The organism is Clostridium sp. LBM24168, assembly GCF_052953915.1.
This window is the reverse complement of record NZ_CP196861.1, coordinates 451,370-476,199: the sequence shown is the minus strand read 5'-3', so window position 1 is coordinate 476,199 and position 24,830 is coordinate 451,370. Positions and strand designations below refer to the sequence as shown.

At 31.4% G+C, this 24,830-nt stretch carries 24 protein-coding genes and 1 other RNA gene; 5 read left to right on the top strand and 20 right to left on the bottom strand.

Translation table 11 applies throughout. From position 1 onward, the window contains the following. Window positions 1-33: 33 nt before the first annotated feature. Both lgt and ACSVC9_RS02295 read right to left on the bottom strand, forming a co-directional pair. Entirely contained in the window at window positions 34-807 is a 774-nt protein-coding gene (gene lgt / locus ACSVC9_RS02300; RefSeq protein WP_446898775.1) for a prolipoprotein diacylglyceryl transferase, read from the bottom strand. Between the two features lie 51 nt (window positions 808-858). After that, window positions 859-2,142 carry an NRAMP family divalent metal transporter gene (locus tag ACSVC9_RS02295; protein ID WP_446898774.1) on the bottom strand — a complete coding sequence of 428 codons (1,284 nt, stop codon included), beginning with the start codon at window positions 2,140-2,142 and terminating at the stop codon, window positions 859-861. 168 nt (window positions 2,143-2,310) lie between these two features. Between ACSVC9_RS02295 and ACSVC9_RS02290 the strand changes: the two genes are divergently transcribed. Then, window positions 2,311-2,919, top strand: coding sequence for a DUF1232 domain-containing protein (locus ACSVC9_RS02290; protein ID WP_446898773.1), 609 nt, complete (start codon window positions 2,311-2,313; stop codon window positions 2,917-2,919). Here the strand turns inward: ACSVC9_RS02290 and ACSVC9_RS02285 are convergent, their stop codons facing one another. After that, a complete protein-coding gene (locus ACSVC9_RS02285; protein ID WP_446898772.1) occupies window positions 2,920-3,789 on the bottom strand; it encodes a radical SAM protein in 870 nt (289 codons plus the stop codon). Between the two features lie 284 nt (window positions 3,790-4,073). On the opposite strand from ACSVC9_RS02285, the gene ACSVC9_RS02280 reads away from it, so the two are divergent. The 3 genes from ACSVC9_RS02280 to ACSVC9_RS02270 are packed head-to-tail and all read left to right on the top strand — an operon-like array spanning window position 4,074 to window position 5,778. Next, complete coding sequence (locus ACSVC9_RS02280; RefSeq protein WP_446898771.1) at window positions 4,074-4,292, top strand: AbrB/MazE/SpoVT family DNA-binding domain-containing protein; 219 nt, start codon at window positions 4,074-4,076, stop codon at window positions 4,290-4,292. Next, window positions 4,289-5,131, top strand: coding sequence for an ABC transporter ATP-binding protein (locus ACSVC9_RS02275; RefSeq protein ID WP_446898770.1), 843 nt, complete (start codon window positions 4,289-4,291; stop codon window positions 5,129-5,131). Before ACSVC9_RS02280 ends, ACSVC9_RS02275 begins: the two co-directional genes overlap by 4 nt. Further along, window positions 5,131-5,778, top strand: a complete 648-nt coding sequence (locus ACSVC9_RS02270; protein ID WP_446898769.1) for an ABC-2 transporter permease — start codon at window positions 5,131-5,133, stop codon at window positions 5,776-5,778. The genes ACSVC9_RS02275 and ACSVC9_RS02270 overlap by 1 nt, the downstream gene beginning before the upstream one ends. Window positions 5,779-5,890: 112 nt before the next feature. Here the strand turns inward: ACSVC9_RS02270 and ACSVC9_RS02265 are convergent, their stop codons facing one another. The 9 genes from ACSVC9_RS02265 to ACSVC9_RS02225 form a co-directional block, all read right to left on the bottom strand. Beyond that, the gene (locus ACSVC9_RS02265; protein WP_446898768.1) at window positions 5,891-6,364 is read right to left on the bottom strand and encodes a putative ABC transporter permease; all 474 of its coding nucleotides are present in this window, start codon (window positions 6,362-6,364) and stop codon (window positions 5,891-5,893) included. 178 nt (window positions 6,365-6,542) lie between these two features. Next, window positions 6,543-6,886: RNase P RNA component class A (gene rnpB / locus ACSVC9_RS02260), an RNA gene on the bottom strand. A gap of 49 nt (window positions 6,887-6,935) precedes the next feature. Next, window positions 6,936-7,640 (bottom strand): zinc ribbon domain-containing protein, encoded by a 705-nt coding sequence (locus ACSVC9_RS02255; protein ID WP_446898767.1) that lies wholly within the window; start codon window positions 7,638-7,640, stop codon window positions 6,936-6,938. 88 nt (window positions 7,641-7,728) lie between these two features. Next, a complete protein-coding gene (locus ACSVC9_RS02250; protein WP_446898766.1) occupies window positions 7,729-8,547 on the bottom strand; it encodes a Nif3-like dinuclear metal center hexameric protein in 819 nt (272 codons plus the stop codon). Next, window positions 8,538-9,227, bottom strand: a complete 690-nt coding sequence (locus ACSVC9_RS02245) for a tRNA (adenine(22)-N(1))-methyltransferase (RefSeq protein WP_446898765.1) — start codon at window positions 9,225-9,227, stop codon at window positions 8,538-8,540. The genes ACSVC9_RS02250 and ACSVC9_RS02245 overlap by 10 nt, the downstream gene beginning before the upstream one ends. Window positions 9,228-9,256: 29 nt before the next feature. Continuing rightward, window positions 9,257-10,144 (bottom strand): PH domain-containing protein, encoded by an 888-nt coding sequence (locus ACSVC9_RS02240; RefSeq protein ID WP_446898764.1) that lies wholly within the window; start codon window positions 10,142-10,144, stop codon window positions 9,257-9,259. A 75-nt stretch (window positions 10,145-10,219) separates the two neighbouring features. Then, window positions 10,220-11,284, bottom strand: coding sequence for an RNA polymerase sigma factor RpoD (gene rpoD / locus ACSVC9_RS02235; protein WP_446898763.1), 1,065 nt, complete (start codon window positions 11,282-11,284; stop codon window positions 10,220-10,222). Window positions 11,285-11,304: 20 nt separating this feature from the next. Beyond that, window positions 11,305-13,077: a DNA primase gene (gene dnaG, locus ACSVC9_RS02230; RefSeq protein ID WP_446898762.1), complete on the bottom strand. Its 1,773-nt coding sequence runs from the start codon at window positions 13,075-13,077 to the stop codon at window positions 11,305-11,307. Between the two features lie 205 nt (window positions 13,078-13,282). Continuing rightward, window positions 13,283-14,311: a deoxyguanosinetriphosphate triphosphohydrolase gene (locus tag ACSVC9_RS02225; RefSeq protein WP_446898761.1), complete on the bottom strand. Its 1,029-nt coding sequence runs from the start codon at window positions 14,309-14,311 to the stop codon at window positions 13,283-13,285. 120 nt (window positions 14,312-14,431) lie between these two features. On the opposite strand from ACSVC9_RS02225, the gene ACSVC9_RS02220 reads away from it, so the two are divergent. After that, the gene (locus tag ACSVC9_RS02220) at window positions 14,432-15,478 is read left to right on the top strand and encodes a CotS family spore coat protein (RefSeq protein ID WP_446898760.1); all 1,047 of its coding nucleotides are present in this window, start codon (window positions 14,432-14,434) and stop codon (window positions 15,476-15,478) included. A gap of 59 nt (window positions 15,479-15,537) precedes the next feature. Here the strand turns inward: ACSVC9_RS02220 and ppdK are convergent, their stop codons facing one another. The 8 genes from ppdK to ACSVC9_RS02180 form a co-directional block, all read right to left on the bottom strand. Continuing rightward, the gene (gene ppdK / locus ACSVC9_RS02215) at window positions 15,538-18,168 is read right to left on the bottom strand and encodes a pyruvate, phosphate dikinase (RefSeq protein ID WP_446898759.1); all 2,631 of its coding nucleotides are present in this window, start codon (window positions 18,166-18,168) and stop codon (window positions 15,538-15,540) included. An 82-nt stretch (window positions 18,169-18,250) separates the two neighbouring features. Beyond that, window positions 18,251-18,892, bottom strand: coding sequence for a helix-turn-helix transcriptional regulator (locus tag ACSVC9_RS02210; protein ID WP_446898758.1), 642 nt, complete (start codon window positions 18,890-18,892; stop codon window positions 18,251-18,253). A gap of 261 nt (window positions 18,893-19,153) precedes the next feature. Beyond that, window positions 19,154-19,744 (bottom strand): DUF4342 domain-containing protein, encoded by a 591-nt coding sequence (locus ACSVC9_RS02205; RefSeq protein ID WP_446898757.1) that lies wholly within the window; start codon window positions 19,742-19,744, stop codon window positions 19,154-19,156. A gap of 23 nt (window positions 19,745-19,767) precedes the next feature. Continuing rightward, entirely contained in the window at window positions 19,768-20,532 is a 765-nt protein-coding gene (gene recO, locus ACSVC9_RS02200) for a DNA repair protein RecO (protein ID WP_446898756.1), read from the bottom strand. 9 nt (window positions 20,533-20,541) lie between these two features. Beyond that, on the bottom strand, window positions 20,542-21,423 hold the full coding sequence (gene era, locus ACSVC9_RS02195) for a GTPase Era (RefSeq protein ID WP_446898755.1): 882 nt from the start codon (window positions 21,421-21,423) through the stop codon (window positions 20,542-20,544). 50 nt (window positions 21,424-21,473) lie between these two features. Next, window positions 21,474-22,172, bottom strand: coding sequence for a diacylglycerol kinase (locus tag ACSVC9_RS02190; protein ID WP_446898754.1), 699 nt, complete (start codon window positions 22,170-22,172; stop codon window positions 21,474-21,476). 12 nt (window positions 22,173-22,184) lie between these two features. Further along, window positions 22,185-22,679 carry an rRNA maturation RNase YbeY gene (gene ybeY / locus ACSVC9_RS02185; RefSeq protein ID WP_446898753.1) on the bottom strand — a complete coding sequence of 165 codons (495 nt, stop codon included), beginning with the start codon at window positions 22,677-22,679 and terminating at the stop codon, window positions 22,185-22,187. A 1-nt stretch (window position 22,680) separates the two neighbouring features. After that, window positions 22,681-24,825 carry an HD family phosphohydrolase gene (locus ACSVC9_RS02180; protein ID WP_446898752.1) on the bottom strand — a complete coding sequence of 715 codons (2,145 nt, stop codon included), beginning with the start codon at window positions 24,823-24,825 and terminating at the stop codon, window positions 22,681-22,683. Window positions 24,826-24,830: the final 5 nt, after the last annotated feature.

The window sequence follows — 24,830 nt, the reverse complement described above, 5'->3', positions numbered from 1 at the left end:
AGAAAATATTATTGAGCTGTCGCGCTAAAAAAATTAGTGCGATAGCCCCTCCCGTTTTTTTGATCTGACTACTATAAAAAATATAATACTACATATTATACCTGCAATGCTAACAAGCTGGGCTATTCTAATAGGTCCAATCATAAGACTATCTGTTCTAAGTCCTTCAATAAAAAATCTTCCCAGAGAGTAAAGTCCTATATAACCGAATATTACACTGCCCTTTACATGTTTTCTTCTGAATATATACACAAGTATAAGACAGAGCAATAAATCCCATATGGATTCATAAAGAAAAGTAGGATGATAATAAAACCCATCTATATGCATTCCTCTTTGTATAAATTCGGGGAATTTGCTTATGAACTCGTAACTCACCTGCCCGCCATGGGCTTCTCCATTAAAAAAATTTCCCCACCTTCCTATAGCTTGAGCAAGTACTATGGAAGGAGCAAGTAGGTCAGCTATTTTTAGAAAATCCTTGTTCTTATACCTGGTGTATATATATACAACAATCAGTCCAACTATAATTCCTCCATGTATTGCAAGTCCTCCCTGCCTTATATTGAATATATCTACCATATTTTTCTTATAATCCTGAAATTGGAATATAACATAATATGCCCTTGCACCTATTACTGCAAGTGGAAATGCAATTAAAAACATATCTATAATAGCATCAAAATCATAATTCTTTTTTCTACAATTTACACCAGCCAATATAAAAGCGGCCATGATCCCAATGGCTATTATTACACCATACCATCTTATTTGAAAGCCATTTATTGAAAAAGCTATTGGATCCATATAAAGTCACTTCCTCTACTAAATATAGACCTATTGTAGCAATATTTACATTTAAAAACAACCCATCAGAAGATTAAACATTAGAAGTATAATCATAGTTATAAGTATAATAGCAACTATATGTGCTCTTATATTTACATATAATCCATTTACGTATTTACCCATCAACTCTTTTTTGTTCGTGAGCATCAAAAGAAAAATAAGTATAGGTGCCATAAGAAATCCTCCCATAACCTGCGTCAAAACAGCCATATAATTCAAGGGAAGATTTGGTATTAGAACTATAATCGCTGCCAGAACTACACTGCCAATATACACTGCATAAAACTTTGGTTCTTCAGATATCTTCAAATTCAAACTATGATCCCAATTAAAAGCTTCTGATACACACCATGCTGTAGATAAAGATATTGTAATTGAAGCTAAAAGTCCTGCATTGAAAAGTCCTAATCCAAATAGAATACCTGATAGATTACCTATATTGCTGCTGAATGCAGTTATAACTGCAGCAGGTCCCATATTATCTAAATTATTCACTTTACCGAACAGTGCCGCCCCAGAAATAATAATACAGACAGCAATTACTACTTGAACTATACATCCTACAGCAATATCTATATGCCCAAATCTGATATTGTCCTTCACAATACCTTTATCTATGCATGCATTACCCTGAAAAAAAATCATCCATGGAGCTACTGAATTCCCTACTATAGCAATTATATACAAAAATACATTCTCATTTGCTCCGGTATAACTCAAATTTGTAAATCCATTAATTATATCTTTTACATTCGGATGTGTCATAAAAGCAATAATAACAAAGATAATATTAAGGAATCCAATGAATAGTGACAATCTCTCTTTTGTACAATACCCTGCAAAAATTATTACAGATAATACTATGGCAAGACCCACTGCAACTCCCATCCACATGGGTATGCCAAGTACAATCAATCCGGCAGACATTCCTATAAATTCCGTAATAAGCATAAAAATATTTTCTATAAAAATAGTTGTCACATTATATTTTGTCCAAAAATTACCATAATATTTTCTAATAAGACTTGTAAATCCTTTCTGTGTTACTACACTAAGCCTCATAGACATCTCTTGAATCGTATAGGTAACCAAAACCAGACAAATCGAAAGTGGTATAAAAAAGCTCATTCCAAAATTCACTCCTGTTATGCAATATGAGATAAGCCCACCAGCATCATTATCCCCCATAGCTGCCAAAAATCCCGGCCCTATAACAGTACAAATAAGTAAGAATCTATTTTTATTATATTTTGTATCATGAACCATATCTAGGTTTTCCTGAAGTTCGCTCATCTTTTCTGTCACCTCTTAAGCTTAATATTTGATCCTAATACATAATATACGAAAATCTCAAAATTGTTTCTTATTCGTCAACTGAGTGTTGAAATTAAATAAATTATTTAAATATTAGATAATGTACTGCATATAATGTATTAATAATATTTTTATGAGGTGATAAATATGGATTCAAAATGTAAAAAATCTGAATTGGGAAAAATGTTGAAAATATTTTTAAAAGATAAATCGATTTCAATGAGAAAATTTAGTAAATTAACAGGTATAGATACTGCAACTATTTCCAGGATTATAAACGGGAAACAATCTGCAAATATAAATCATATAGAAAAATTTTCGAAATGTCTCGATATACCTATGGAAATCTTATTAAAGTATGCTGGATACAATATAGGAAAGGGCAGTGAAAATTCATCCAAAATATTAAATGTGATGAATTCATTAAACTACAAATGCGACATAAATAAAATAAAAGAAGAGTTGAGCAAATATGAACAGTATGCCTTGACACCAGAAGGTAAGAATATAATATATAAAAATTTTCATAAAAAACTTGAAAGTATAAATGGAAGTGGATTCTTTGTAGAAAAATTACAGAACATGTATGATAAATTTTCTACAGATGATATTTCCAGGGAAAAACAAGCCATAATCGGTAGTGGGCTGCTTTATTTTATACTCTCAACAGACATTATACCCGACTATGTTTTTCCCATTGGATATATTGATGATATTACAGCTTTAGAATTGATTGAAAAGAGAATGAAATCATAATTACAACATCCTAAATTCTTCGGGTTTGTATCCATGCTGCCCTTTTAAAACTTCATCAATCACATCAATTAATTTTTGTTTGTCCTTCGATAATGTTCCCCTCAATGGTACATAATTTGAAGCATGGTTACTTCTGAAAATGCAGTTATCAACATCAATATTCTTTACAAGCTCCCTAGTTTCAAGCATAACTTCTTCAGGGCTCAGAAGTTTGAACTTTCCGCAAGATATATCTCTATACATTTGTGTTCCTTTTTCAATCATAAGGGTAAGCAGTCCTACATAATCAGGTTGAATAGCATTTATAACTTTTGCAGATTCTCTGGCATTTTCTTCCCATCTATCCTTTCCACCTATGCCCGAGATAAATGTAGTAGACAGCTTTATTCCACTATTCTTAACCTTTATCCCCGCTTCTATTATTTCAGAAGAAGTAACACCCTTTTGTATCTTATTCAATATTTCATCACTTCCACTTTCAATTCCCATGTATAACATGCCAATTCCCAAATCTTTAAGCTCTTTGAGTTCATCCGGATATTTTCTTAAAATATCTCCTGGAGTTGCATAAGCTGAAATCCTCTTACATTCTGGGAAAAGTGTATTTATTCTAACCAGTATTTCTCTTAATTTTTTCATTGAAAGTACCAATGCATCGCCATCTGCAAGGAATATTTTATCTACATGTCCATATATAATTCTAGCTTCATTTAAATCCTTATATATATCTTCTGTATTTCTTATTCTAAATTTTTTCTTTTTATACATATTGCAGAAACTGCATTTATTATGAGCACACCCTATTGTAATCTGGATTATAAAACTTCCTGCCTCACTTGGAGGTCTATATACAATTCCCTCATATTCCATGAAAATCTCCTCCTTTAACTTTAATCAATTATATCAGAAGTATGGCAAAATAAAAACATGTATCTGTCCATTAATGTTTCTATCACAAGGATTACAAGGATATTCATTCCCTTGTATATCCTTAAATACATATTTTTTATATTTTATAAACTAAATATAAATTAATATAAATTATACCAATATTTTTATCATCTCAAGATCTTGATTTTTTTGAAATAATGAGTATAATATAATCATACAAATCATACTTTTCATATAAAATTAATAACGAAAGAAGGGAAAACATGAAACATCCAAATGGCAAGTATGCATGGACAGTTAAAATCGGCGAAAAAGGGCAATTTGTTATTCCAAAAGAGGCTAGAGATATTTTTGATATCAATCCTGGTGATACTATTATAGTTCTTGCTGACAAGAAAAGAGGTATTGCTATTCCCCCAAAATCACTATTTACAAAACTGACCAAAACAATTTTTGAAGGAGGAAAGGATGATGAAGAATGAGTGTACTTGAAGTAAAAAATTTGTGTAAGAAATATCCTTCTTTTGAGCTAAAGGACCTATCCTTTTCCCTTGAAAAAGGAAAAATCACAGGATTTATAGGCAGAAATGGAGCAGGCAAATCCACAACATTAAAATCACTGTTCAATTTTGTGCATCCCGACAATGGTAAGATTTTATTTTTTAACAATAATTTTCTTGACAATGAATATAAAATCAAACAACGTGTTGGCTTCGTTTCAGGTGGAATTAATTATTATTCAAATAAAGAAATCAAAACAATTACCAATATTACTAAATTATTTTATGATAAATGGGATGATGTGGCTTATTTCAAATATATGGATATGTTCAAGCTGGATGAAAATAAAACGCCTGCACAATTGTCAGCAGGTATGAAGGTCAAATATGCTATAAGCCTTGCATTGTCACATAACGCAGAGTTGCTTATTCTTGATGAACCTACAAGTGGACTTGATCCTGTTTCAAGGGATGATTTGTTGGATGTGTTTATGGAACTTTGTGACAACGGAATTACAATATTGTTTTCAACTCACATCACCTCCGACCTTGATAAATGTGCTGATAACATTATCTATATCAAAAATGGTATACTTCTTGCCAATTCCGATATTAAATCATTTATTGATAGCTACAGGGTTTTGCAGCTTACAAAAAATCAATTAACCAAAAATCTACGTTCAAAGCTAATCGGCTGTAAAAAGAGTAAAAACGGTTTTTCATCACTTATCAAAACAGACGATACTCCACATATAGGTATTGATTGTATAAATGCAGATTTGGAGTCAATTATGATTCATCTTGAAAGGGAGGGAGACTAATGAAAAACCTTTTAAGAAAAGAAATATTTCTTTCTATGCATCCGACAGCACCTATTTTTCTTATCCTTTCAATGATGCTAATTATACCCAATTATCCTTATTACATTGTGTTCTCTTATACAGGATTGGCTGTATTTTTCACTTGCTTAAACGGCAGGGAGAATAATGATGTTTTTTATACTCTAACACTTCCTATTGCCAAAAAAGATATTGTAAAGTCACGGTTTACTTTTGTAATTCTTCTACAATTAGCACAGATAATTATAGCAATACCCTTTGCGATTATCCGTCAAAACTTGCCATTGCCAGGCAATCAAGTTGGTATGGATGCAAATATTGCTTTGTTCGGACTTTCACTTGTAATGTTTGGCTTATTTAATTATATTTTCTTTAAAATTTATTATAAGAACGTTGATAAGGTAGGAACTGCTTTCATATGGTCAAGTGTTGCTGTGTTTGTTTACATAGTAATTGCGGAGGCTTGCACACATACTATACCTTTTGTAGAAAATTATCTGGATACAAAAGATCCTCAATATCTTATTTATAAGTTAACGATATTAGCGATTGGTACAATAGTTTATGCTTTTCTTACATATGTAGTTTATAGAAAGGCAGTTAAATCTTTTGAAGCTTTGGATCTATGATGTTAAATGTTAGAATATTTAAACACAACATAGAAATTGCAGCAATAAGTCCTCTTACAAACCAAAGGTGTAATGTAATGGTGTCTTAATGTGACTCTTAACCCCTTAGTTCCTAATTACCCGTAAACAAATCCCTATAATTTTTAAATAACCCTGCAGGTATTTTCTTTCCAAATAATATATATCTCAAATAATCATCTACATATATACAAAGTGGCATTAGCATAAACCAGATCAATGCATATGGCAGACATATTTGTCCATATAAATTAAAAGGTTCGTCACTATAATTCCACACATCAAGACCTAACCATATGTTCAATATAACTCCCGAAGTAAATTCCAATAAAAGAACTATAAAAGTTCCAATAATACACTCCTGCCACATTTCTCTGTCATAGAATCTAGGATGTTCATTGAGCCTTCCTATAAGAAAAGCGCTTATTCCTCCTACCACTAACATACTTATATGTGTCCATCCACGCCATAGACCTTCAAGTACCATATATAATGAACCCATTATAAATATTAAAAGTAAATCCTTATATATTTTATTTCTCAATTTTATGGAATTTCTGTATTCCATGTTACTTTTTAACCTCCTTCTACCTATATACATAATAGCCTGCACAGTTTTCATATTCCAATTATATTAATTAAACTTTATTTTTATTCTTCTAAGATGAAGTATATACTGGCTAAATATTTATGGGTGAAAGTATGGCAAAATAAAAAACACCAAGTTTGCAACCTAGTGTTTTCAGTGTTTGAGTAAATCTATAAGCCGAGTTCTGTGTTAGACAATCATCTATCTACATCTATTGTTACCAATAGATTCCAGCGATACTACCCGAAAGCAAAGCGGGCCACTTTTTGAATGCTTTCCTATTCGATCTTGCTCCAGATGGGGTTTACATAGCCGCAAAGTCGCCATTGCGCTGGTGAGCTCTTACCTCGCCTTTCCACCTTTACCGAAAATTTCGGAAGTATATCTCTGTTGCACTATCCTTCAAGTCACCTTGACTGGGAGTTACCCAGCATCCTGCCCTATGGAGCTCGGACTTTCCTCTCCTGCACAAAATGCAGCAGCGATTGTCTGATTTACTCGCAAATAAAATAATATCATATTATTTTTATTTTTTCAAGACATTTTTATTCTAGTAGTTACAATGAATTATCCTTCCACAGTTGTCACAGTAAACTATTCCCTTATTTTTATTTATATCATCTAACGTTATAGCAGATACTTTCATTCTGCATCCCTGGCAAATTCCTTTATCCAGCTGCGCTGCTCCTGTTCCCCTTGCTTTTAATATTTCGTAGAATTTATCAAGTAGTTCTTTAGGAACCATTTTTTCTAAATTAGTTATATTTTGTTCAGCTTCCCTTACTTTTTTCCTTTTTTTCAATATTTCATTATTATAAGTTTCTTTACACTTATAAAAATCATCCCTCATTTCTATTAATTTATTTTTACTTTTGTCTTTTTGTTTCGAAAGTTCGTCTTCTTCATATAGCAATTCCAAACTCTTGTCTTCTACATTCTTTATCTCCATCTTTTTCATTTCAATAGATTTACCCAGGCTATTCATCAGCTTTAAATCATATTTTAAATTACTATAAAGTTTGTTTTCTTCTTCTCTAATTTCTATTTTTATATCTTCAATCCTGGCATCTATGATTTTAATATCCTTTTTTATATTATCCAATTTTTCTTTTAACACTACATGATTTTTCTTTTCTTTTTCAAATTCTTTCTTAATTTTTTTCATATGATTAAAAGCCTCACCGTTTTTTTGCCTCTCATCTGAATTTTTTAATATTTCTATATTTTCCTGAATTTGAATTAATATATCCAGCATATAAATTCCTCCTTATTTCAATTTAGTTGTTTTAAAATAAAATTAAATAAAAAAAGTAGAAATGAATACATATATTCACTTCCACTCATCACTTATACCTATATGGATCCATATTAACCTTAGACAAAATAACATTATTCTCGAATCCCATAGACTCTATTCTATTCTTTAAATAATCTGCCACCTTTAAAATAGCTGGCCATTCAGTTCCAAAATGACCTGCATCTATAACAGCTATACCTTCTTCATTAAAATCACTTACATAATGGTAAGTAGTATCCCCTGTTATAATACAATCTGCACCTAACATTTTTGCCTGATAAAAATAATCCTTTCCGCTTCCATTTATAACAGCAACTTTTTTTATAATTTTATTATCATCTCCCGAATACCTCAAATGCTGAATTTGCAATCTTTCTTTTACTTGCATACAGAGTTTCTCGAGAGTAATATACTTTTCAAGTTTCGAAATTCTTCCTATCCCTGAATGTACAGTAAAATAGTCCTCATTATTCAAGGAAGGTTCAATAATATTGGAATCTTTAAAATTAAGTATCTGCATTATTATATCATTTATTCCACCAAATGTAGAATCCAAATTTGTATGGCTAGAATATACATTTATATCATTTTTTATGAGTTCTATTATCTTACGCCCAATAAGTGTATCTGAAGTTATGGATTTAGGTCTTGAAAACAACAAAGGATGATGTGTAAAAATAAGATTACAATTATTATTTTCTGCCTCTTCAATTACATGCATAGTACAATCCAATGAAACTAGGATAGATTTTACTTCACTTTTCATGTCACCCACCATAAGGCCGACATTATCATAGTCCTCCTTTAACTTTGAAGGCGCATATTGTTCCATTATAGTATCTATATCTTTTACTTTCAGAGGCATTTAATCAACTCCCGTAATCTGATTACCTTGTTTTCTATATCTGACTTTCTCTTTTTTGATGACTTGCTATCTTCTCTTATATAACCAAGTATTTTTTCATATTTGGTTATCTTGCTATTTATAAATTTCACAAGAAGTGGATGTTTCTTTTTTAACAATTTTTCTCCAATTTCATAAAATATACTGTCAGGCTTTATTATAGTATCACTATACCTTACTTTTATTATCTCATAAAATATATTTTCGTCAATACATAAATCCTCATCAATTATTCTAAACCCCATGTCATATATGTATTTTCTAAGTACTTCAGGATTTTGCACTGGTTGAAGTATAAAATATCTTGCACCTTTGAATACAGCCATATTTTCATCCATTATGTCTCTTATGAGGTTTCCTCCCATTCCAGCAATTACAACTTCCTGGGCCTCCCCTGGTGCTATGGTATCAAGACCACCTCCAAGCCTGCATTCTATCTTATTCTGCATACCTTCCAGCCCTATATTCATATAAGCTTTATTAATTGGACCTCTATTTATATCAGATGCTATTGCCCTTCTGCATATATTGTTCTTCACAAGATATACTGGAATATATGCATGATCTGTACCTATATCTGCTATACAATCACACTTGTCTACCATTTCACATATGCTTTTCAATCTTAAACTGAGATTCATATTTTTTCTCCATTCATATTAATTCAAGGCTATCTAAAAGTTGCAATTATTCTAAGCTGCATTATCAAAAACACACCTGCTATTACCATGGATATGAAAATAAATCTATAAGAAGATTTCTTATCATATTTCTCATATAAAAAGCCTGCATAATACATACAAAATAGAATAGCCATATTAAGTAATCCATAACTCATCTGTTTAAATGCAAATTGTCTTCCTGTTCCAAATTTTTCAGGTGTAAAATTTGTATTGAAAGTTAAAGGCATTCTTGCTGGAATCTTATTCAAAAAATACATGGCTATAGGATTTAGAGTAAGTACAATTACAAGTATTGCTGCTATCGAAAACAGTAATAAGAATTTTTTATTCCTATTGAAACCCGTAGTTTTAATAGTATTACCTTTCCATACAGATTCTTTAACACCATTAAGTGCAATCTGTTTCTCAAAATCTTCAAAATTATCAGGCGAAATTCCATAGTTGACATTATCTGTATTTAAATATATTATATTTTTAGTAGAAGTAACAAACATATAGGTAGTCCCAATTTTATCTATAAATGACTTACCAATAGCAAAATTATTTTTCCCGTGACCTAACAATTTAACACCTTTTATATGTCCTCTTGATTTTTGGTAGGCATTAATTAAACTGAATGGTATTCTTTCCTTTTTTAATCCAAATATGCTGTTTATGTAAATGGCTGACTCATCTATAGAATAATTGAGAGTTTTACATATAAGAATATAATAGGCTTCATATATGTTAAATACAATTAGAGTTAACTTTAATAAATTGGATAATTCATAGGAATCTACAAAATAGTAGATCAATATAAATATGATATCATATAAAACAGTTACACCTAATATTGAATATACTCCTATCCCTTTTACGGACCCATAATTTTTCAAACCATCACCTTCCTAGATATAATTATAACATATACATAGCTATATTATAATTAAAAGCACCTTTGTGAGGTGCCCTTAATCTAAATAATCTTTTAATTTTTTGCTCCTGCTCGGATGTCTCAATTTTCTAAGTGCTTTTGCCTCTATCTGTCTTATTCTTTCTCTTGTAACATTGAACTCCTTGCCAACTTCCTCCAAAGTTCTAGCTCTTCCGTCATCAAGCCCGAATCTCAGTCTCAACACTTTTTCCTCTCTAGGAGTTAAAGTATCCAATACATTTATAAGCTGTTCCTTAAGCATAGTAAAGGCCGCAGCCTCTGCAGGAGCTGGTGCCTCGTCATCTGGTATAAAATCTCCAAGATGGCTGTCTTCTTCTTCACCAATGGGTGTCTCTAATGATACCGGTTCCTGTGCTATTTTCATTATTTCTCTTACTTTATCCACTGGCATTTCCATTATTTTTGCTACTTCTTCCGGTTGAGGTTCTCTTCCAAGTTCTTGAAGAAGCTGTCTTGAAACCCTTATAAGTTTATTTATGGTTTCCACCATATGAACAGGTATCCTTATAGTCCTTGCCTGATCTGCAATAGCCCTTGTTATAGCCTGCCTTATCCACCATGTAGCATAAGTACTAAACTTGAATCCTTTTCTATAATTAAATTTTTCTACTGCCTTTATAAGCCCAAGATTCCCTTCTTGAATAAGATCTAAAAAAAGCATTCCTCTTCCAACATATCTTTTAGCTATGCTGACAACCAGCCTTAAATTTGCCTCTGCCAGTTTTTTCTTTGCAATTTGATCTCCATTTTCAATTCTCTGTGCCAGATCAACTTCCTCCTCTGGAAGAAGAAGTGGCACTTTCCCTATTTCTTTTAAATACATTCTAACAGGATCATCTATTGCTACTCCCTCTGGTACAGACAAATCCAAATTTTTTTCATCTTCCGTTTCTTCATGCATATCACCTATTACTTCAATGCCCATAGATTCCAGCACTTCATATATTTTCTCTATCTGTTCCGGACTCAAATCCACTTCTTCAAGTTCATTCATTATTTCTTTGTAAGTTAGGCTGTTAGTCTTCTTACCTTTTTCTATAAGTTTTTTGACTATCTGCATCTTCGAACTTTTATCCTTCATTTTTTTGCCTCCCTTAACCATTACTGTACTTCACCAATCCTTTTTTGAATTTTTATAAGCTCCTGAGCCAATTTAAGTGATTCTTCAAGTTTTCCTTGAGCTTCATACTGTTTTATCTGATACATAATTTCCAACTTATATTGTTTCAATCTATGTTCTTTTATCTTATTTGCAAAACTATCTATCATATATTTATAATCATAATCTCCATACACAATTTCCGTATCCAATATATTTACCCATTCCTTAGATGTATCCACATCATTGCATTTAGCTTCTATATGCATGCTTCTCTGCGATTTATCACAATCTGAACTTTCAAGAATATATCTATATATCTTTTTATGGCTTTCAAGCAATATCTCATCTTCACTTATAATATTCTGTGCATATTTCAATGCATTATCATCCTGCAATATTAATTTAAGGAGTAACCTCTCAGCCTTTAAATAAGCAGGTTCTAAATATAATTTTTGTCCAAAATACTTATCTATATTCATACTTGAATCTTTTTTTGTATTTTTTTGAATATTTCCATTTAACATATCATAAAGTACTTGAAGTCTAATTTCAGTTTCCTCAGATAGCTTTTTTATATAAATTTCACTCTCTATAGGGTCAACCTCTTTTAATACATCTAAAACCTGTTCTATGTATTTTATTTTGCTCTCATAATTCCCTGGATTTAAATTTTTTCTAATACTCTGAATTCTATAATCTATAAGTGGAAGAGATTTTTCAATCAATCTTAAAAATTTTTCTTTCCCATTTTTTCTGATAAATTCATCCGGATCTTTTCCCATAGGTATTAAAAGTACCCTTACATCAAGCCCAACGTTTTTTAATATATTCAGTCCCCTTAAAGTTGCCATTTGTCCAGCAGTATCTGAATCATAAGCTATTATGACTTTATCAACATACCTTTTCATAAGCTTTGCCTGACCTGTAGTAAGTGCAGTACCTAAAGATGCTACAGTATTTGTAATCCCGTATTGGTGAAGCGATATACAATCCATATAACCTTCTACAATAATTAAGGTTTTAGATATATTATTTTTTATTGCAAAATTTAATCCATATAGATTAGTTCCTTTTTTGAATAGAGAAGTTTCTGGAGAGTTTAGGTATTTAGGCTTTGAATCATCCATAACTCTACCTCCAAAGCCTATAATCCTTCCTCTATAATCGAACACCGGAAAGATTATCCTGTTTCTAAACCTGTCATAATAATTGCCCTGTCGGTTCCTTATTATAAGCCCAACTGATAGCATATCCAGTTCAGTAAAACCTCTCTTTCTCAAATATTTAAGCATAGCATTCCAGCTGTCAACAGAATATCCAAGCCCAAATCTTCTCATAGTATTTGTCGTTATTTCTCTATTCAAAAGATAGTTTCTTGCTTTTTCATTCCTTTTTAGACAAGAAAAAAAATATCTGGCAGCTTCAACATTTAACCTATATAATTTTTTAAAACTATTCCTTCTGCTCCTATTTTTATCCTCATCATAATCTATATCTATATTTGCCCTGTCTGCCAATAGCTCAACTGCCTCCGGAAAACTTAGGTTCTTTGTTTTCATGATAAAAGTTATAACATTTCCAGCTTCTCCACACCCAAAGCATTTATATATCTGTTTATCTCCAGACACACTAAAGGAAGGAGTCTTTTCATGATGAAATGGACATAAACCTATATAATTCCTACCGGTTCTTTTTAGTTTTACACTTTCAGATATTACATCAACTATATCATTTTCATCTTTTACTTTTTGAATGACATCTTCCGATATCACAAAGCAACTACCACCTATCTGAAATTATTGTACCAAGTTTTAATATATTCGACAGAAAATATTATATTCCTGCTTAATATTATACTTTTTATATTTTAATTACTAATCTAATATATATATTCTTTACAAATATTAAATATCCTTCAATAAATAAATATTTAATATCAACATTTCTATTTTACCCATATACTATTAAAAAATATTCCTAATATACCATATTTTTAGGTATATATATATCATTAAATAACATTAAACAATAATCATCACTCATTCCCGATATATAATCAGTTACTCCTCTTAAAAGGCCTTCCCTTTTCACTATTTTTCTGTAAAACCCGGGCATTTTATCGGGATATTTATAAAAATAATTAAATACCTGCCTTAATACGAACTTTGCCTTCCATCTTTCTTCCTTTAGTGAATCACCATGATATATCTCTTTAAACATGAAATTTCTAAGCTCATCTAAAGCTTTAAATATCTCATTACTCATAGAAACTTTTATTATTCCGTTTTTAATATTTTTTATAGTTGTATATATGCAATCCATAACTAAAATATTAATTCTCTCACTATTCGTTCTTCCAAGAATACAAGTGGAATTTTTAGGAAGGTCATCTGGTTCCAAAATACCTGCCCTTATGGAATCATCTATATCATGATTTATATAGGCTATCTTATCACTGTACTTAACTACCTGACCTTCAAGAGTAAACGCGGTTATATCTGGATTTGAAAATCCACTGTGATTTAAAACGCCATCCAGTACTTCCTTCGTTAAATTGAGTCCTTCACCATTCTTTTCTATTTTGGTCAATACCCTGATACTATTTTCATTATGTCGAAAACCTCCGGGAATTAATTCATTTAGTACCTCCTCACCGCTGTGTGCGAAAGGTACATGTCCTATATCATGGGCCATAGCTATAGCCTCTATTAAATCTTCATTCAACCCAATTCCTTTGCCTATAGTCTTTCCAATCTGGTTTACCTCAAGTGTATGAGTAAGCCTTGTTCTATAATGGTCACCGGACGTTCTTATATATACTTGAGTTTTATGTTTGAGCCGTCTGAATGATTTACTATGTATAATTCTATCTCTATCAACCATAAACGCAGTTCTTATAGTATCTCCTTCTTCAGCTATCTTCCTTCCCTTCGTCTTAAAAGAAAATGCAGCTTGAGGTATCAATATTAATTTTTCTTTTTGCTCTATCTGCTCTCTTATCAGCATACAAATCACCCTAGATATTAATTCTATTTTTACTTTAAAAATTCCTTTTTAATGATAATGTATAATGTAAAAAAATATTTAATATTATTATAGAGAAGTATTTTTTAAGGGGTCTGATAGATGGATATAAATTTATTATCTGAAGAAAATGTAAAAAAATACGTACTTCCCTATTATAATCTTCAGAATGCAGATATAAATAGAATAAAATTTAAAAATACAGATAAACAAAGAGCCGTATATAAGGTAGATTATTTGGGTAAAGGTTATTGTTTAAAAAAAGTATATTTTGATGAAGCTGAACTTCTATTTGTATACTCTGCAGTAGAATGGCTTTACAGAAATAATATAAATGTTCCCAGGATTTTGCCTACAAATGATAATGGAAGATTTATAAAATATGAAAATATGCTGTTTATACTTACACCGTGGATATTAGGTGAAAAGTGCAATTATGACAATACAAATGACGTAATTGCTGCAATTTCAAATTTGTCAGATATGCATAGTGTAAGCAAAGATTTCAATCCAATTTTCGGGAGTAATATAAGAAAAAATTTTGAACATATAGACATATCTTTTCAGAAACATTTTAATCAACTTTTAAATTGTTCAAATTTGGCTCATAATTATAAAGATAAATTTTCAGAGCTTTTTTTGGAGAATTTTGAAGAAAATTGTATGTTGGCCGAAATATCTGCTAAAATATCCCATACGATAAATTATGACAAATTACATTCGGCTTTATGCCACCTTGATTATGTAAATAAAAATATAATATTCGATAATAACAGACATATTTGGATAATAGATTTCGACAAATGCTCAACAGCTCATTGTTCTCATGATATATCTTACTTCTTGAGAAGATTTTTAAAGAGGACAAATACAAATTGGAATCTAAATTATGCGGCAGCCTGCCTTGAAACCTATGAAAAAAATTTCACTTTGAATCTGGATGATTACAAATATATAATTTCATATTTATCTTTTCCTCAAAAATTTTGGAAAATATCTAGAGATTACTACAATAATATAAACAAATGCAATCATAATTCTTTTTTTTATATACTTAAAAAGGCATCTGATAATACTAATGCCCAGCTAAAATTTATAATCGAATTTGGAAGATATATAGAAAAAAAATTTGATACAATATTAAGGTAAAAATATAAAAATGCCGTAAAATTTATTTTATGGCATTTTCATATTATAATTTTTCAGTATTATCTTGGATTCTTTACCTGGGCTTGTGCTGCTGCAAGTCTTGCCAAAGGGACTCTAAATGGTGAACATGAAACATAATCAAGTCCTACATTGTGGAAAAACTCTACAGATGACGGATCTCCTCCATGTTCTCCACATATTCCAAGATGTATATCAGGTCTTGTCTTTTTTCCTAGTTTAACTGCAATGTCTACTAGCTTTCCTACACCATTCTGATCCAGTCTCTGGAATGGATCAAATTCATATATCTTATTATCATAATAATAGTTCAGGAATTTTCCTGCATCATCCCTTGAAAAACCAAATGTCATTTGAGTGAGATCATTTGTGCCGAAAGAGAAGAATTCAGCTTCCTTTGCTATCTCATCAGCTGTAATAGCAGCCCTTGGTATTTCTATCATTGTACCAACTTTATATTTTAAATCAATTCCTGATTTTTTTATTATTTCATCTGCAACTCTTACAACTGTATCTTTAACATACTTTAACTCCTTCAATTCTCCAACAAGAGGTATCATTATTTCAGGAACAATATCATATCCTTTTCTCTTTTTGACATCTATTGCAGCTTCAATTATAGCTGTAGTCTGCATTTCTGCTATTTCTGGATAGGAAACTGTAAGTCTGCAACCTCTATGTCCCATCATAGGATTGAATTCATGGAGAGATGCTATTGTTGCCTTTAATTCTTCAAAGCTTATATTCATTTCCTTTGCTAGGTTCTCTATATCTTTATCATCTGTTGGTAGAAATTCATGTAGTGGAGGATCTAAGAATCTAATTGTAACAGGTCTTCCTTCCATAGCTTCATATATACCTATAAAGTCCTTTCTTTGCATAGGAAGTATACTATTCAATGCAGTTCTTCTCTGTTCTTCATTATTTGAAACTATCATCCTTCTTACAGCAGGTATTCTATCCTCGTCAAAAAACATATGTTCAGTTCTGCAAAGTCCCACACCTTCGGCACCAAATTTAACTGCCTGCCTTGCATCTTTAGGGGTATCAGCATTTGTCCTTACCTTTAATTTTCTAATACCATCAGCCCATTCCATAAATATTCCAAAGTATCCTGTTATTTCAGGTGCAGTTGTTTTTATAGGCTCTCCATATACATTTCCAGTACTTCCATCCAGAGATATATAGTCCCCTTCCTTATAGGTTTTTCCAAGTACTTCAAATGTATTATTTACCTCATTTATATTTATATCTCCGCACCCAGCGACACAACATGTACCCATACCTCTAGCTACAACTGCAGCATGAGATGTCATTCCTCCTCTTACTGTAAGTATTCCCTCTGCTGCTGCCATACCCTCTATATCTTCAGGAGAAGTTTCAAGTCTGACGAGTATTACCTTTTCCCCTTTATCATGATGTTTTTTTGCAGTATCCGCTGTAAAATAAATCCTTCCACAAGCAGCTCCCGGTGATGCAGGTAATCCAGTCGCAATTACAGCTGCCTTTTTAAGGTCATTCTTGTCAAAATTGGGATGTAAAAGAGTATCAAGTTGCTTAGGCTCAACCTTTAAAAGAGCTTCTTCTTTAGTTATAAGTCCTTCATTCACCATATCAACTGCAACTTTAAGTGCAGCTTGTGCAGTTCTCTTTCCATTTCTTGTCTGAAGAAAATATAATTTTCCTTGCTCTATTGTAAATTCCATATCCTGCATATCTTTATAATGCTCTTCCAGATTGTGTGCAATTTTAATAAATTCTTTATAACATTCAGGAAGATCTTTCTCTAATTTGGCTATTGGCTGCGGAGTTCTAATACCTGCTACAACATCTTCACCTTGTGCATTTATAAGATATTCGCCAAATATATCTTTTTCTCCTGTTGCCGGATTTCTCGTAAAAGCAACTCCAGTACCCGAAGTATTCCCCATATTTCCGAATACCATGGATTGAACGTTTACAGCAGTTCCCCAGTCCCCTGAAATATCATTCAATCTTCTATATACTATTGCCCTTGGGTTCTCCCATGACCTAAATACAGCTGTAATAGCCTCAATCAACTGTTTCCTAGGATCCTGCGGAAACTCACTTCCTATTTCATCTTTATATATTTTTTTAAATCTGGCAATTACATTTTTCAAATCCTCTTCAGATAATTCCGTATCAAATTTTACTCCTTTGGAATTTTTTATTTCATCCAATACATCTTCAAATTTTCTTTTTTCAATTGTCATAACAACATCTGAAAACATCTGAATAAATCTTCTATAAGAATCATAGGCAAATCTCTGGTTGTTCGTAAGCTTGCCCACTGCCTTTACCGAATCGTCATTTAATCCTAAATTTAATATTGTATCCATCATTCCAGGCATGGAAACCCTTGCCCCTGATCTTACTGAAACAAGTAAGGGATTATCTAGACTTCCGAATTTTTTTCCTGTAGCTTCTTCAAGCTTTTTAAGACTTGAATAGATTTGATCTGTAATATCATCATTAATTTTCTTGTTGTCCTTATAATATTTTGTACATGCTTCTGTAGTTACAGTAAATCCGTGTGGAACAGGTATTCCAAGATTAGTCATTTCTGCCAGATTGGCACCTTTCCCTCCAAGCAGATTTCTCATACCAGCATTTCCTTCACTGAAAAGATAAACATATTTTTTTCCTTTCATGAAATGTACATCCCCTTTTCTATAATATTTTTACATTTAATTATGTTTATTATATGTAAACGGAATAACCCGCTCACTTGCCCTATTTATTTTCTCCCATTTTCACAAAGAGTCTTGTTATATTTGTTTTTGAAACTTTCCCTACTATCTTAAGTTTATCTTTTGGATCATTTTTAAATCTTTCAATTACTGGAAGACTATCTACTTCATGTTCAATAATCTTTTGAGCTGCCAGATAAGCAGAATCCTTTCTCTCTACAGATATTATATTAGGCATTCTAGTCATTATTATTCCAACAGGTACTTTACGCATATCAGTACCTCCTATAGCTATTTTCAAAAAATCCTTACGTGAAACAGCTCCGATCAAAATACCCTCATTTTGTATAAAAAGAGTTCCAACATCATTTAAAAACAGGTTAACTACTGCATCATGTATAGTAGTATTCTCATCAACTACAATTGGCTTCGACATTATGTCTTCAACACTTATATTTCTTATATAATCATATAAAAGACTATATGAAGGTTTCTTTGAATATATATAACCTACTTTTGGCTTAGCTTCCAGTATACCTGTCATAGTCAATATTGATAAATCTGATCTAAGTGCTGCTCTTGTAACTCCAACTCTATCTGCTAACTGCTCACTTGTTATAGGTGCATTTTCTTTAACTAATTCTATTATTCTATGTTGTCTGTGCGAAAATTTAATATTGTCCACCTTCTTTCCACATAGTAAGCCAAGCTACTAAAAAGATTTATAAATATAAATTTACTTTTAAAAACATTATACCACATATATACGTAAATAGTATAGCATTTTTATTTTTGTTTATGTATTACTATATCTAGGTTAGCAACTATGCCACCGAAATCTATTACATAATGTGATTTTATGTGTTATACTAATTAAAAACCATATTATAGAAATAATTCATAGATATTACCCCATTACTTTGTGTAATGGGGTAATATAAAAATCCTAATTTTCATCTGTTTTATTATTATTATCGTCTGTATCTATATCATCAAATTTCACAGTATATTTATAAACATTTTTATCATTTTCTTTTCCTTCCTTTTTAGAAAACTTATCCTTTACTGATGTAGCTGTATCAAATACTTTATCCTTAACTTCATTTACAGTATTTTTAACTCCACTTTTAATTATCTTATTGACTACTTCAACTGACCCATCATCTTTAATTATTTCTATAGTCACCCTGGTAAATACAGCTGTAAGTATTCCAATTGCAATTAGAGGAGGCCATACAAGGGCTGTAAGTGTAGCTGCAATACCTGCATTTACGGGAATGTCTACAACTACTTTATCGTCTCTTTTTATTTTTATCCTGTTTACATTGCCTTTTTTTACTGTATTTTTAAGCCATTCCATGAACTCATCTTTAGTAGTATAAATATTGTCTTTAGTAGTTTTCTTGTTCTTTTCAATATATATGAGAGCATCTACAACATTTCCATCGCATTCCTCAAGTGCCTCCTTGGCATCAGCATAGCTTACATCAGTTCTCTCTCTTATAATATCGATTTTTTCCAGTGTTATTTCACTCATTTTATCCTCTCCTCTTAAATAATTTATTTTTTTAGATCAGGCACATAATTTAAAGCTTCAAGACTTTTTGGTTTCCTAAAATAATTTTGAGATATAATAAGTGCAAGAATTCTATACAATTCATCTTTTATCTCCCTGGATAGATTAATTCTATATACTTTTTCAATTGGTATCTTAGAAATATACTTAAGAGCATTAAAAGAAGCATACCTTATGAATATACCATTTATTCTGTTGCATTCATCGCATATGCCTCCAAGATACTGCATACTCAGATAATTGGAAGTACTTATTTTTTTTCTGCATATAGCACAATTTTCAAAATTGATCCCATAGCCTGTAGCTTCCAGAATTTTTAATTCAAAAGCTCTTGCCAGAGTTTCCATATCAACTGCGTTATTTTTCATAAGATAAAGTGATGTCACTAAATTTATGAATATAGATCTGCTCTTTTCATTATCATCCATAGCTATGTCAACTAATTCACAGAAATAAGATGCATAAGTTAAGCTATCTAGATCTCCTAGAAGATTCTGAAAAGAATCTATTATATTACCTTCATTTATAGCATAAAACTTTTTCCCTTTATAAAGTACATAATCTCCATAACAAAATTGAAGCGTTGTAGAAAAAAGTCTATTTCTAGTTTTCTTTGCACCCCTAACTATTGTAGATATTTTCCCCAGTTTCTCAGTAAATAACCAAACAATTTTGTCATTTTCCTTTATATCTTGGGTCTTAATTATAACAGCCCGTGTTTTTAATATAGCCAGAAAACCATCTCCCAAACTTATATATTATTTATATCCAAGTTCTTTTAAAAGTCCGCTGCTGTCTCTCCACTCCTTTTTAACTTTCACCCATACATTCAAATATACTTTTGAATTCAGGAATTTTTCCATATCCTGTCTTGCATAGGTAGATATCCTTTTAAGCATTAATCCACCTTTTCCTATTATTATTCCCTTGTGTGATGTTTTTTCACATAGTATAGTTGCATCTATATTATAAATACCTTTTTTGTCTTTTTTCATTGATACTATTTCAACAGCTATTCCATGAGGAACTTCCGCAGATAATAATTTAAGAGCCTTTTCCCTTATAATTTCAGATATTATAAACCTTTCCTGCTTATCTATTACCATATCATCCGGATAATACTTAGGACCTTCCTTCATATATTTTACTATAAGATTTTTAAGTTCTTCTATATTACTGCCCTTAAGTGCGGAAATAGGTATATATTCTTTAAAGTCAAATTCTTCGGAATACAATTTAAGGGTTTGAGCCACTTTTTCATGGGAACTTTCATCTACTTTATTCAATACAAAGAATACGGGAACTTTACATTGTCTTAATTCTTGTAAAATATATATGTCTCCATTTTTTATCTCTCTTCCGGGAGTAGTTAAAAAGAGTACAAGATCCACATCATTTATAGATTCTCTGGCAGATTTGACCATATATTCTCCCAATTTATGCTTTGGATTGTGAATTCCCGGTGTATCAACAAACACAAGCTGAAAATTCTTCTCTGTAAGTATTGCCTGTATGTTATTTCTAGTAGTCTGGGGTCTACAGGACACTATTGAAAGCTTTTCCCCAATCAACCTGTTAAGCAATGTTGACTTGCCTACATTTGGCATACCAACTATGGTTATAAATCCTGATTTAAACATATATAATTCTCCTCATAAATAGATTATATTATCATTTGTAATTAACTCATTCAGCCAAATACTCTAAAAAGTAAAACCGTTATGAGTACTCCAAAAATGCCGCCTAAAAAAACTTCCAGTATAGAGTGCACCTCTGAATCGACCCTGCTTTGTGCAACTATAAATGCCAGCAAATAACTCAATATAACTACTTCAAGCTCTTCCACCATAAGTGCAATTATAGTAGCTATAGAAAACGCAATTGCACTATGACCGCTTGGCATACCTCCTTTTAAAGGAGTACCTTCTCCAAATATAGCTTTTAAAACTATGGTGGCTATACATACTATGACAAGTATTATAAATATATTATAAGGACTTGTAGTCCTTATTTTTCTCATAAGCACAAAATTGATATAATTCAATTTATCCCAAAATATTATATAGCCGACAAGAATGGCATTAATTGCAGTTATGAGTACCCCGCTTGCGGCTACATTTTTTGCTATCTTAGCAAGAGGATGATAATAATTTGTAGTAGCATCTATTGCAAATTCTACTGCGGTATTAAAAAGTTCCGCCATTATTACCATAGTTATTGTTATTGTTATTGCCAGCAATTCAATTTTACTTAAATCATAAAAGAAACACAATACAAGAACTAGAAGTGCTGCTGCCATATGTATTTTCATATTTCTCTGAGTTCTAACTGCATATATTATACCCTGTATGGCATAATTAAAACTATCTAAAAGTTTTTTGACTTTCATATTAATTCCTCTTTATAGCTGAAAATTTTTCAGAATTTTTTCTTCTCTTTCTCTCATTTTCTTTTTTTCGTCTTCTTGCATGTGATCATATCCTAAAAGATGGAGCACAGAGTGAACGGTCAAATAACAGATCTCTCTAAAAAAAGAATGTCCAAACTCTTTTCTCTGCTCTTCTGCCTTTTCTAAGGATATGGCAATATCTCCTAGTATCAAATTTTTGCCGTCCATGTCACTTTCTTGAAATTCATATCCTGGATAAACTTCCTTGAATACTTTTCCTTCCGGATACTCCAACATGGGAAAGGAAAGTACATCTGTAACTTTATCTATTCCCCTATTTTCTCTATTTATATTTCTTATACTTTCATTATCTATAAATATTATACTTATTTCACAGGGTACATCTACCTTTTCTTCCTTTAATGTATGCTCTATAACTTCTACTATAATATTTTTTAATTCATCCGTAATACCTATTTTGCTTTGTCTGTTATCTATAAAAATCATATTAATCCTCCGTATGCTTTGGTGTATTCTCTATTCTTTCTATAATTTTATCATCAATAATTTCATCATTTTTTTTCTCCCATTTATCCTTAGGATATTCTATTCTACGATGATATATACTAAGCAATACCTTTAAAAAAGCTGTTTTTATTTTTCCTATATCCTTTAATGTGAGATCACAGTTATCAAGCTGTCCTTCCTCGAGTCTATCTCTTATTATACTGTTGACCATATTTTCTATATTTTCTTTATTGGGTTCGTTAATCGACCTAACCGATGCCTCCACTCCGTCAGCAAGCATTATTATACCAGATTCCTTAGTCTCAGGTATAGGCCCCGGATATCTAAAGTCCTCCTTCTTTATTTCTTCGGGATCTTCACTTGAGTTTTTCATGGTAACATAAAAATATTTAACAAGAGATGTTCCATGATGCTGTTCTATAACATCTTTTATAACTTTTGGGAGTTTATATTCCTTTGCCATTTCTACACCATCTTTTACATGCGATATTATTATAAGGGCACTCAATGCTGGTGTTATTTTATCGTGCGGATTATCATTTCCAAGTTGATTTTCCTTAAAAAAATATGGTCTCTTTATTTTCCCTATATCATGGTAATATGCAGCCACCCTGGACAAAAGTGAGTTCCCCCCTACTTCTTCCGTAGCCATCTCAGCAAGATTTCCTACCAATATACTATGATGATATGTTCCAGGTGCTTCAATAAGCAGTCTCTTCAACAGCGGATTATTGGGATTGGAGAGTTCCAGAAGCTTTATGGTAGTCACTATATTGAAAGTACTTTCAAAAAGTGGCAAAAATCCTATTACAAGTATTCCTGAAATTATACTTGCTGCCCCTGTAAACAATGCCTTCTTAGCTACATCCAGTACATTGTTACTTAATAAAAATCCCATTGAAGACGTAAGTACGATATTTATAACAGCAATATAGAAAGATGCATATAATATATCATTTCTTTGTTGCAATCTTCTAAGAATTATAGAACCTACAACTGTATTTATAATTGCAAGTATAGTAACCTCTATATTGAACTCCACTGCAGTACTTATCAATACACAGACAATGGTATTCAATATCAATGATACCCTTCCATTTACAAGTATTGAAAAAATCATAGGTATAAAAGCAAGCGGTATGAAAAAGGGTGATGCGAGTCCAAGCACCCTTGCAAACAGCACAGCCATACAGTTTAGTATATTTATCATAGCAAGCATACTTACATTGTCATATAAATCTCTACTGTATATTATCAAATATCCCCATTGGAGAAATAATATCAAACCTATAAGTATACCCAGCGATAAGTATATATACCACTTGAAATAAGAGCCATCATTTAATAGTCCAAGATCCTTTAAAACCCCTATTTGATATTTAGTTACCGGTTCTCCTTCCTTGACTATAATCTGGTCCTTTTTCACCATCACAGGGGGAACCTTTTTTGCAGTTTCTTCTTTTAACTCTTCGGTCTTATTTTTGTCATAAAAAAAGTTTGGAGATATTTGTGTATAAGCTATGTTTGTAGCTAAATCTCTGGTAGATTTAATAAAATTCGAGTCTCCAATTTTCAGCATTATATCTTCCTGTGCCTTTTTTATGTCTGCTTTGTTGTCTTTCTGGCTATTATCACTTATATTGTTATTATCATATAAGTCAGACATTATATTCACCAAAAACCCTTGAAGAGTTTTCATATCATTTTTATCCATCCTAATAAGGGAAAGATAATCATTATCAGATAATTTTATTTCCGGATTATTTTTAAGTTTTTGCTCTTTCTGACTTTCATCCAACTGATTATCTGCCGATACCTCCTGAACTCTAGAAAAAAAATTGTTCAACCTATCCACAGTCTGTGTTTTTATCTCAGGATTTTTATTATATTGAATTGGAACAGATTCTAGTACCTGATTTATTCTATCCTGGGTAGAGAGCTCATCCTTTACTTCTCTTGGAGCCTTAATATCAACTCTGGCAATCTCTCCTACCTTCAGGTTATATCTTTTAGTAGTAAGCCCTGTTAAAAGTACACCATATATAAATATAAAACTAATTGCAAAAATAATAATCTTGTTCTGTTTTCCTTTTATAAGGAATTTATCTAATACTAGCTTTTTCATTAGAA

What these genes read in the sequence shown, in the direction of transcription:
- ybeY (WP_446898753.1), bottom strand. Translation starts at nt 22,679, where the DNA reads ATGATTTTTATAGATAACAGACAAAGCAAAATAGGTATTACGGATGAA.
- rpoD (WP_446898763.1), bottom strand. Translation starts at nt 11,284, where the DNA reads ATGAAGGATAAAAGTTCGAAGATGCAGATAGTCAAAAAACTTATAGAA.
- ppdK (WP_446898759.1), bottom strand. Translation starts at nt 18,168, where the DNA reads ATGAAAGGAAAAAAATATGTTTATCTTTTCAGTGAAGGAAATGCTGGT.
- ACSVC9_RS02295 (WP_446898774.1), bottom strand. Translation starts at nt 2,142, where the DNA reads ATGAGCGAACTTCAGGAAAACCTAGATATGGTTCATGATACAAAATAT.
- ACSVC9_RS02225 (WP_446898761.1), bottom strand. Translation starts at nt 14,311, where the DNA reads ATGCTGATAAGAGAGCAGATAGAGCAAAAAGAAAAATTAATATTGATA.
- ACSVC9_RS02205 (WP_446898757.1), bottom strand. Translation starts at nt 19,744, where the DNA reads ATGAGTGAAATAACACTGGAAAAAATCGATATTATAAGAGAGAGAACT.
- ACSVC9_RS02220 (WP_446898760.1), top strand. Translation starts at nt 14,432, where the DNA reads ATGGATATAAATTTATTATCTGAAGAAAATGTAAAAAAATACGTACTT.
- ACSVC9_RS02270 (WP_446898769.1), top strand. Translation starts at nt 5,131, where the DNA reads ATGAAAAACCTTTTAAGAAAAGAAATATTTCTTTCTATGCATCCGACA.
- ACSVC9_RS02180 (WP_446898752.1), bottom strand. Translation starts at nt 24,825, where the DNA reads ATGAAAAAGCTAGTATTAGATAAATTCCTTATAAAAGGAAAACAGAAC.
- ACSVC9_RS02290 (WP_446898773.1), top strand. Translation starts at nt 2,311, where the DNA reads ATGGATTCAAAATGTAAAAAATCTGAATTGGGAAAAATGTTGAAAATA.
- ACSVC9_RS02265 (WP_446898768.1), bottom strand. Translation starts at nt 6,364, where the DNA reads ATGGAATACAGAAATTCCATAAAATTGAGAAATAAAATATATAAGGAT.
- lgt (WP_446898775.1), bottom strand. Translation starts at nt 807, where the DNA reads ATGGATCCAATAGCTTTTTCAATAAATGGCTTTCAAATAAGATGGTAT.
- ACSVC9_RS02245 (WP_446898765.1), bottom strand. Translation starts at nt 9,227, where the DNA reads ATGAATCTCAGTTTAAGATTGAAAAGCATATGTGAAATGGTAGACAAG.
- ACSVC9_RS02250 (WP_446898766.1), bottom strand. Translation starts at nt 8,547, where the DNA reads ATGCCTCTGAAAGTAAAAGATATAGATACTATAATGGAACAATATGCG.
- ACSVC9_RS02275 (WP_446898770.1), top strand. Translation starts at nt 4,289, where the DNA reads ATGAGTGTACTTGAAGTAAAAAATTTGTGTAAGAAATATCCTTCTTTT.
- era (WP_446898755.1), bottom strand. Translation starts at nt 21,423, where the DNA reads ATGTTTAAATCAGGATTTATAACCATAGTTGGTATGCCAAATGTAGGC.
- ACSVC9_RS02285 (WP_446898772.1), bottom strand. Translation starts at nt 3,789, where the DNA reads ATGGAATATGAGGGAATTGTATATAGACCTCCAAGTGAGGCAGGAAGT.
- ACSVC9_RS02255 (WP_446898767.1), bottom strand. Translation starts at nt 7,640, where the DNA reads ATGCTGGATATATTAATTCAAATTCAGGAAAATATAGAAATATTAAAA.
- ACSVC9_RS02280 (WP_446898771.1), top strand. Translation starts at nt 4,074, where the DNA reads ATGAAACATCCAAATGGCAAGTATGCATGGACAGTTAAAATCGGCGAA.
- ACSVC9_RS02190 (WP_446898754.1), bottom strand. Translation starts at nt 22,172, where the DNA reads ATGAAAGTCAAAAAACTTTTAGATAGTTTTAATTATGCCATACAGGGT.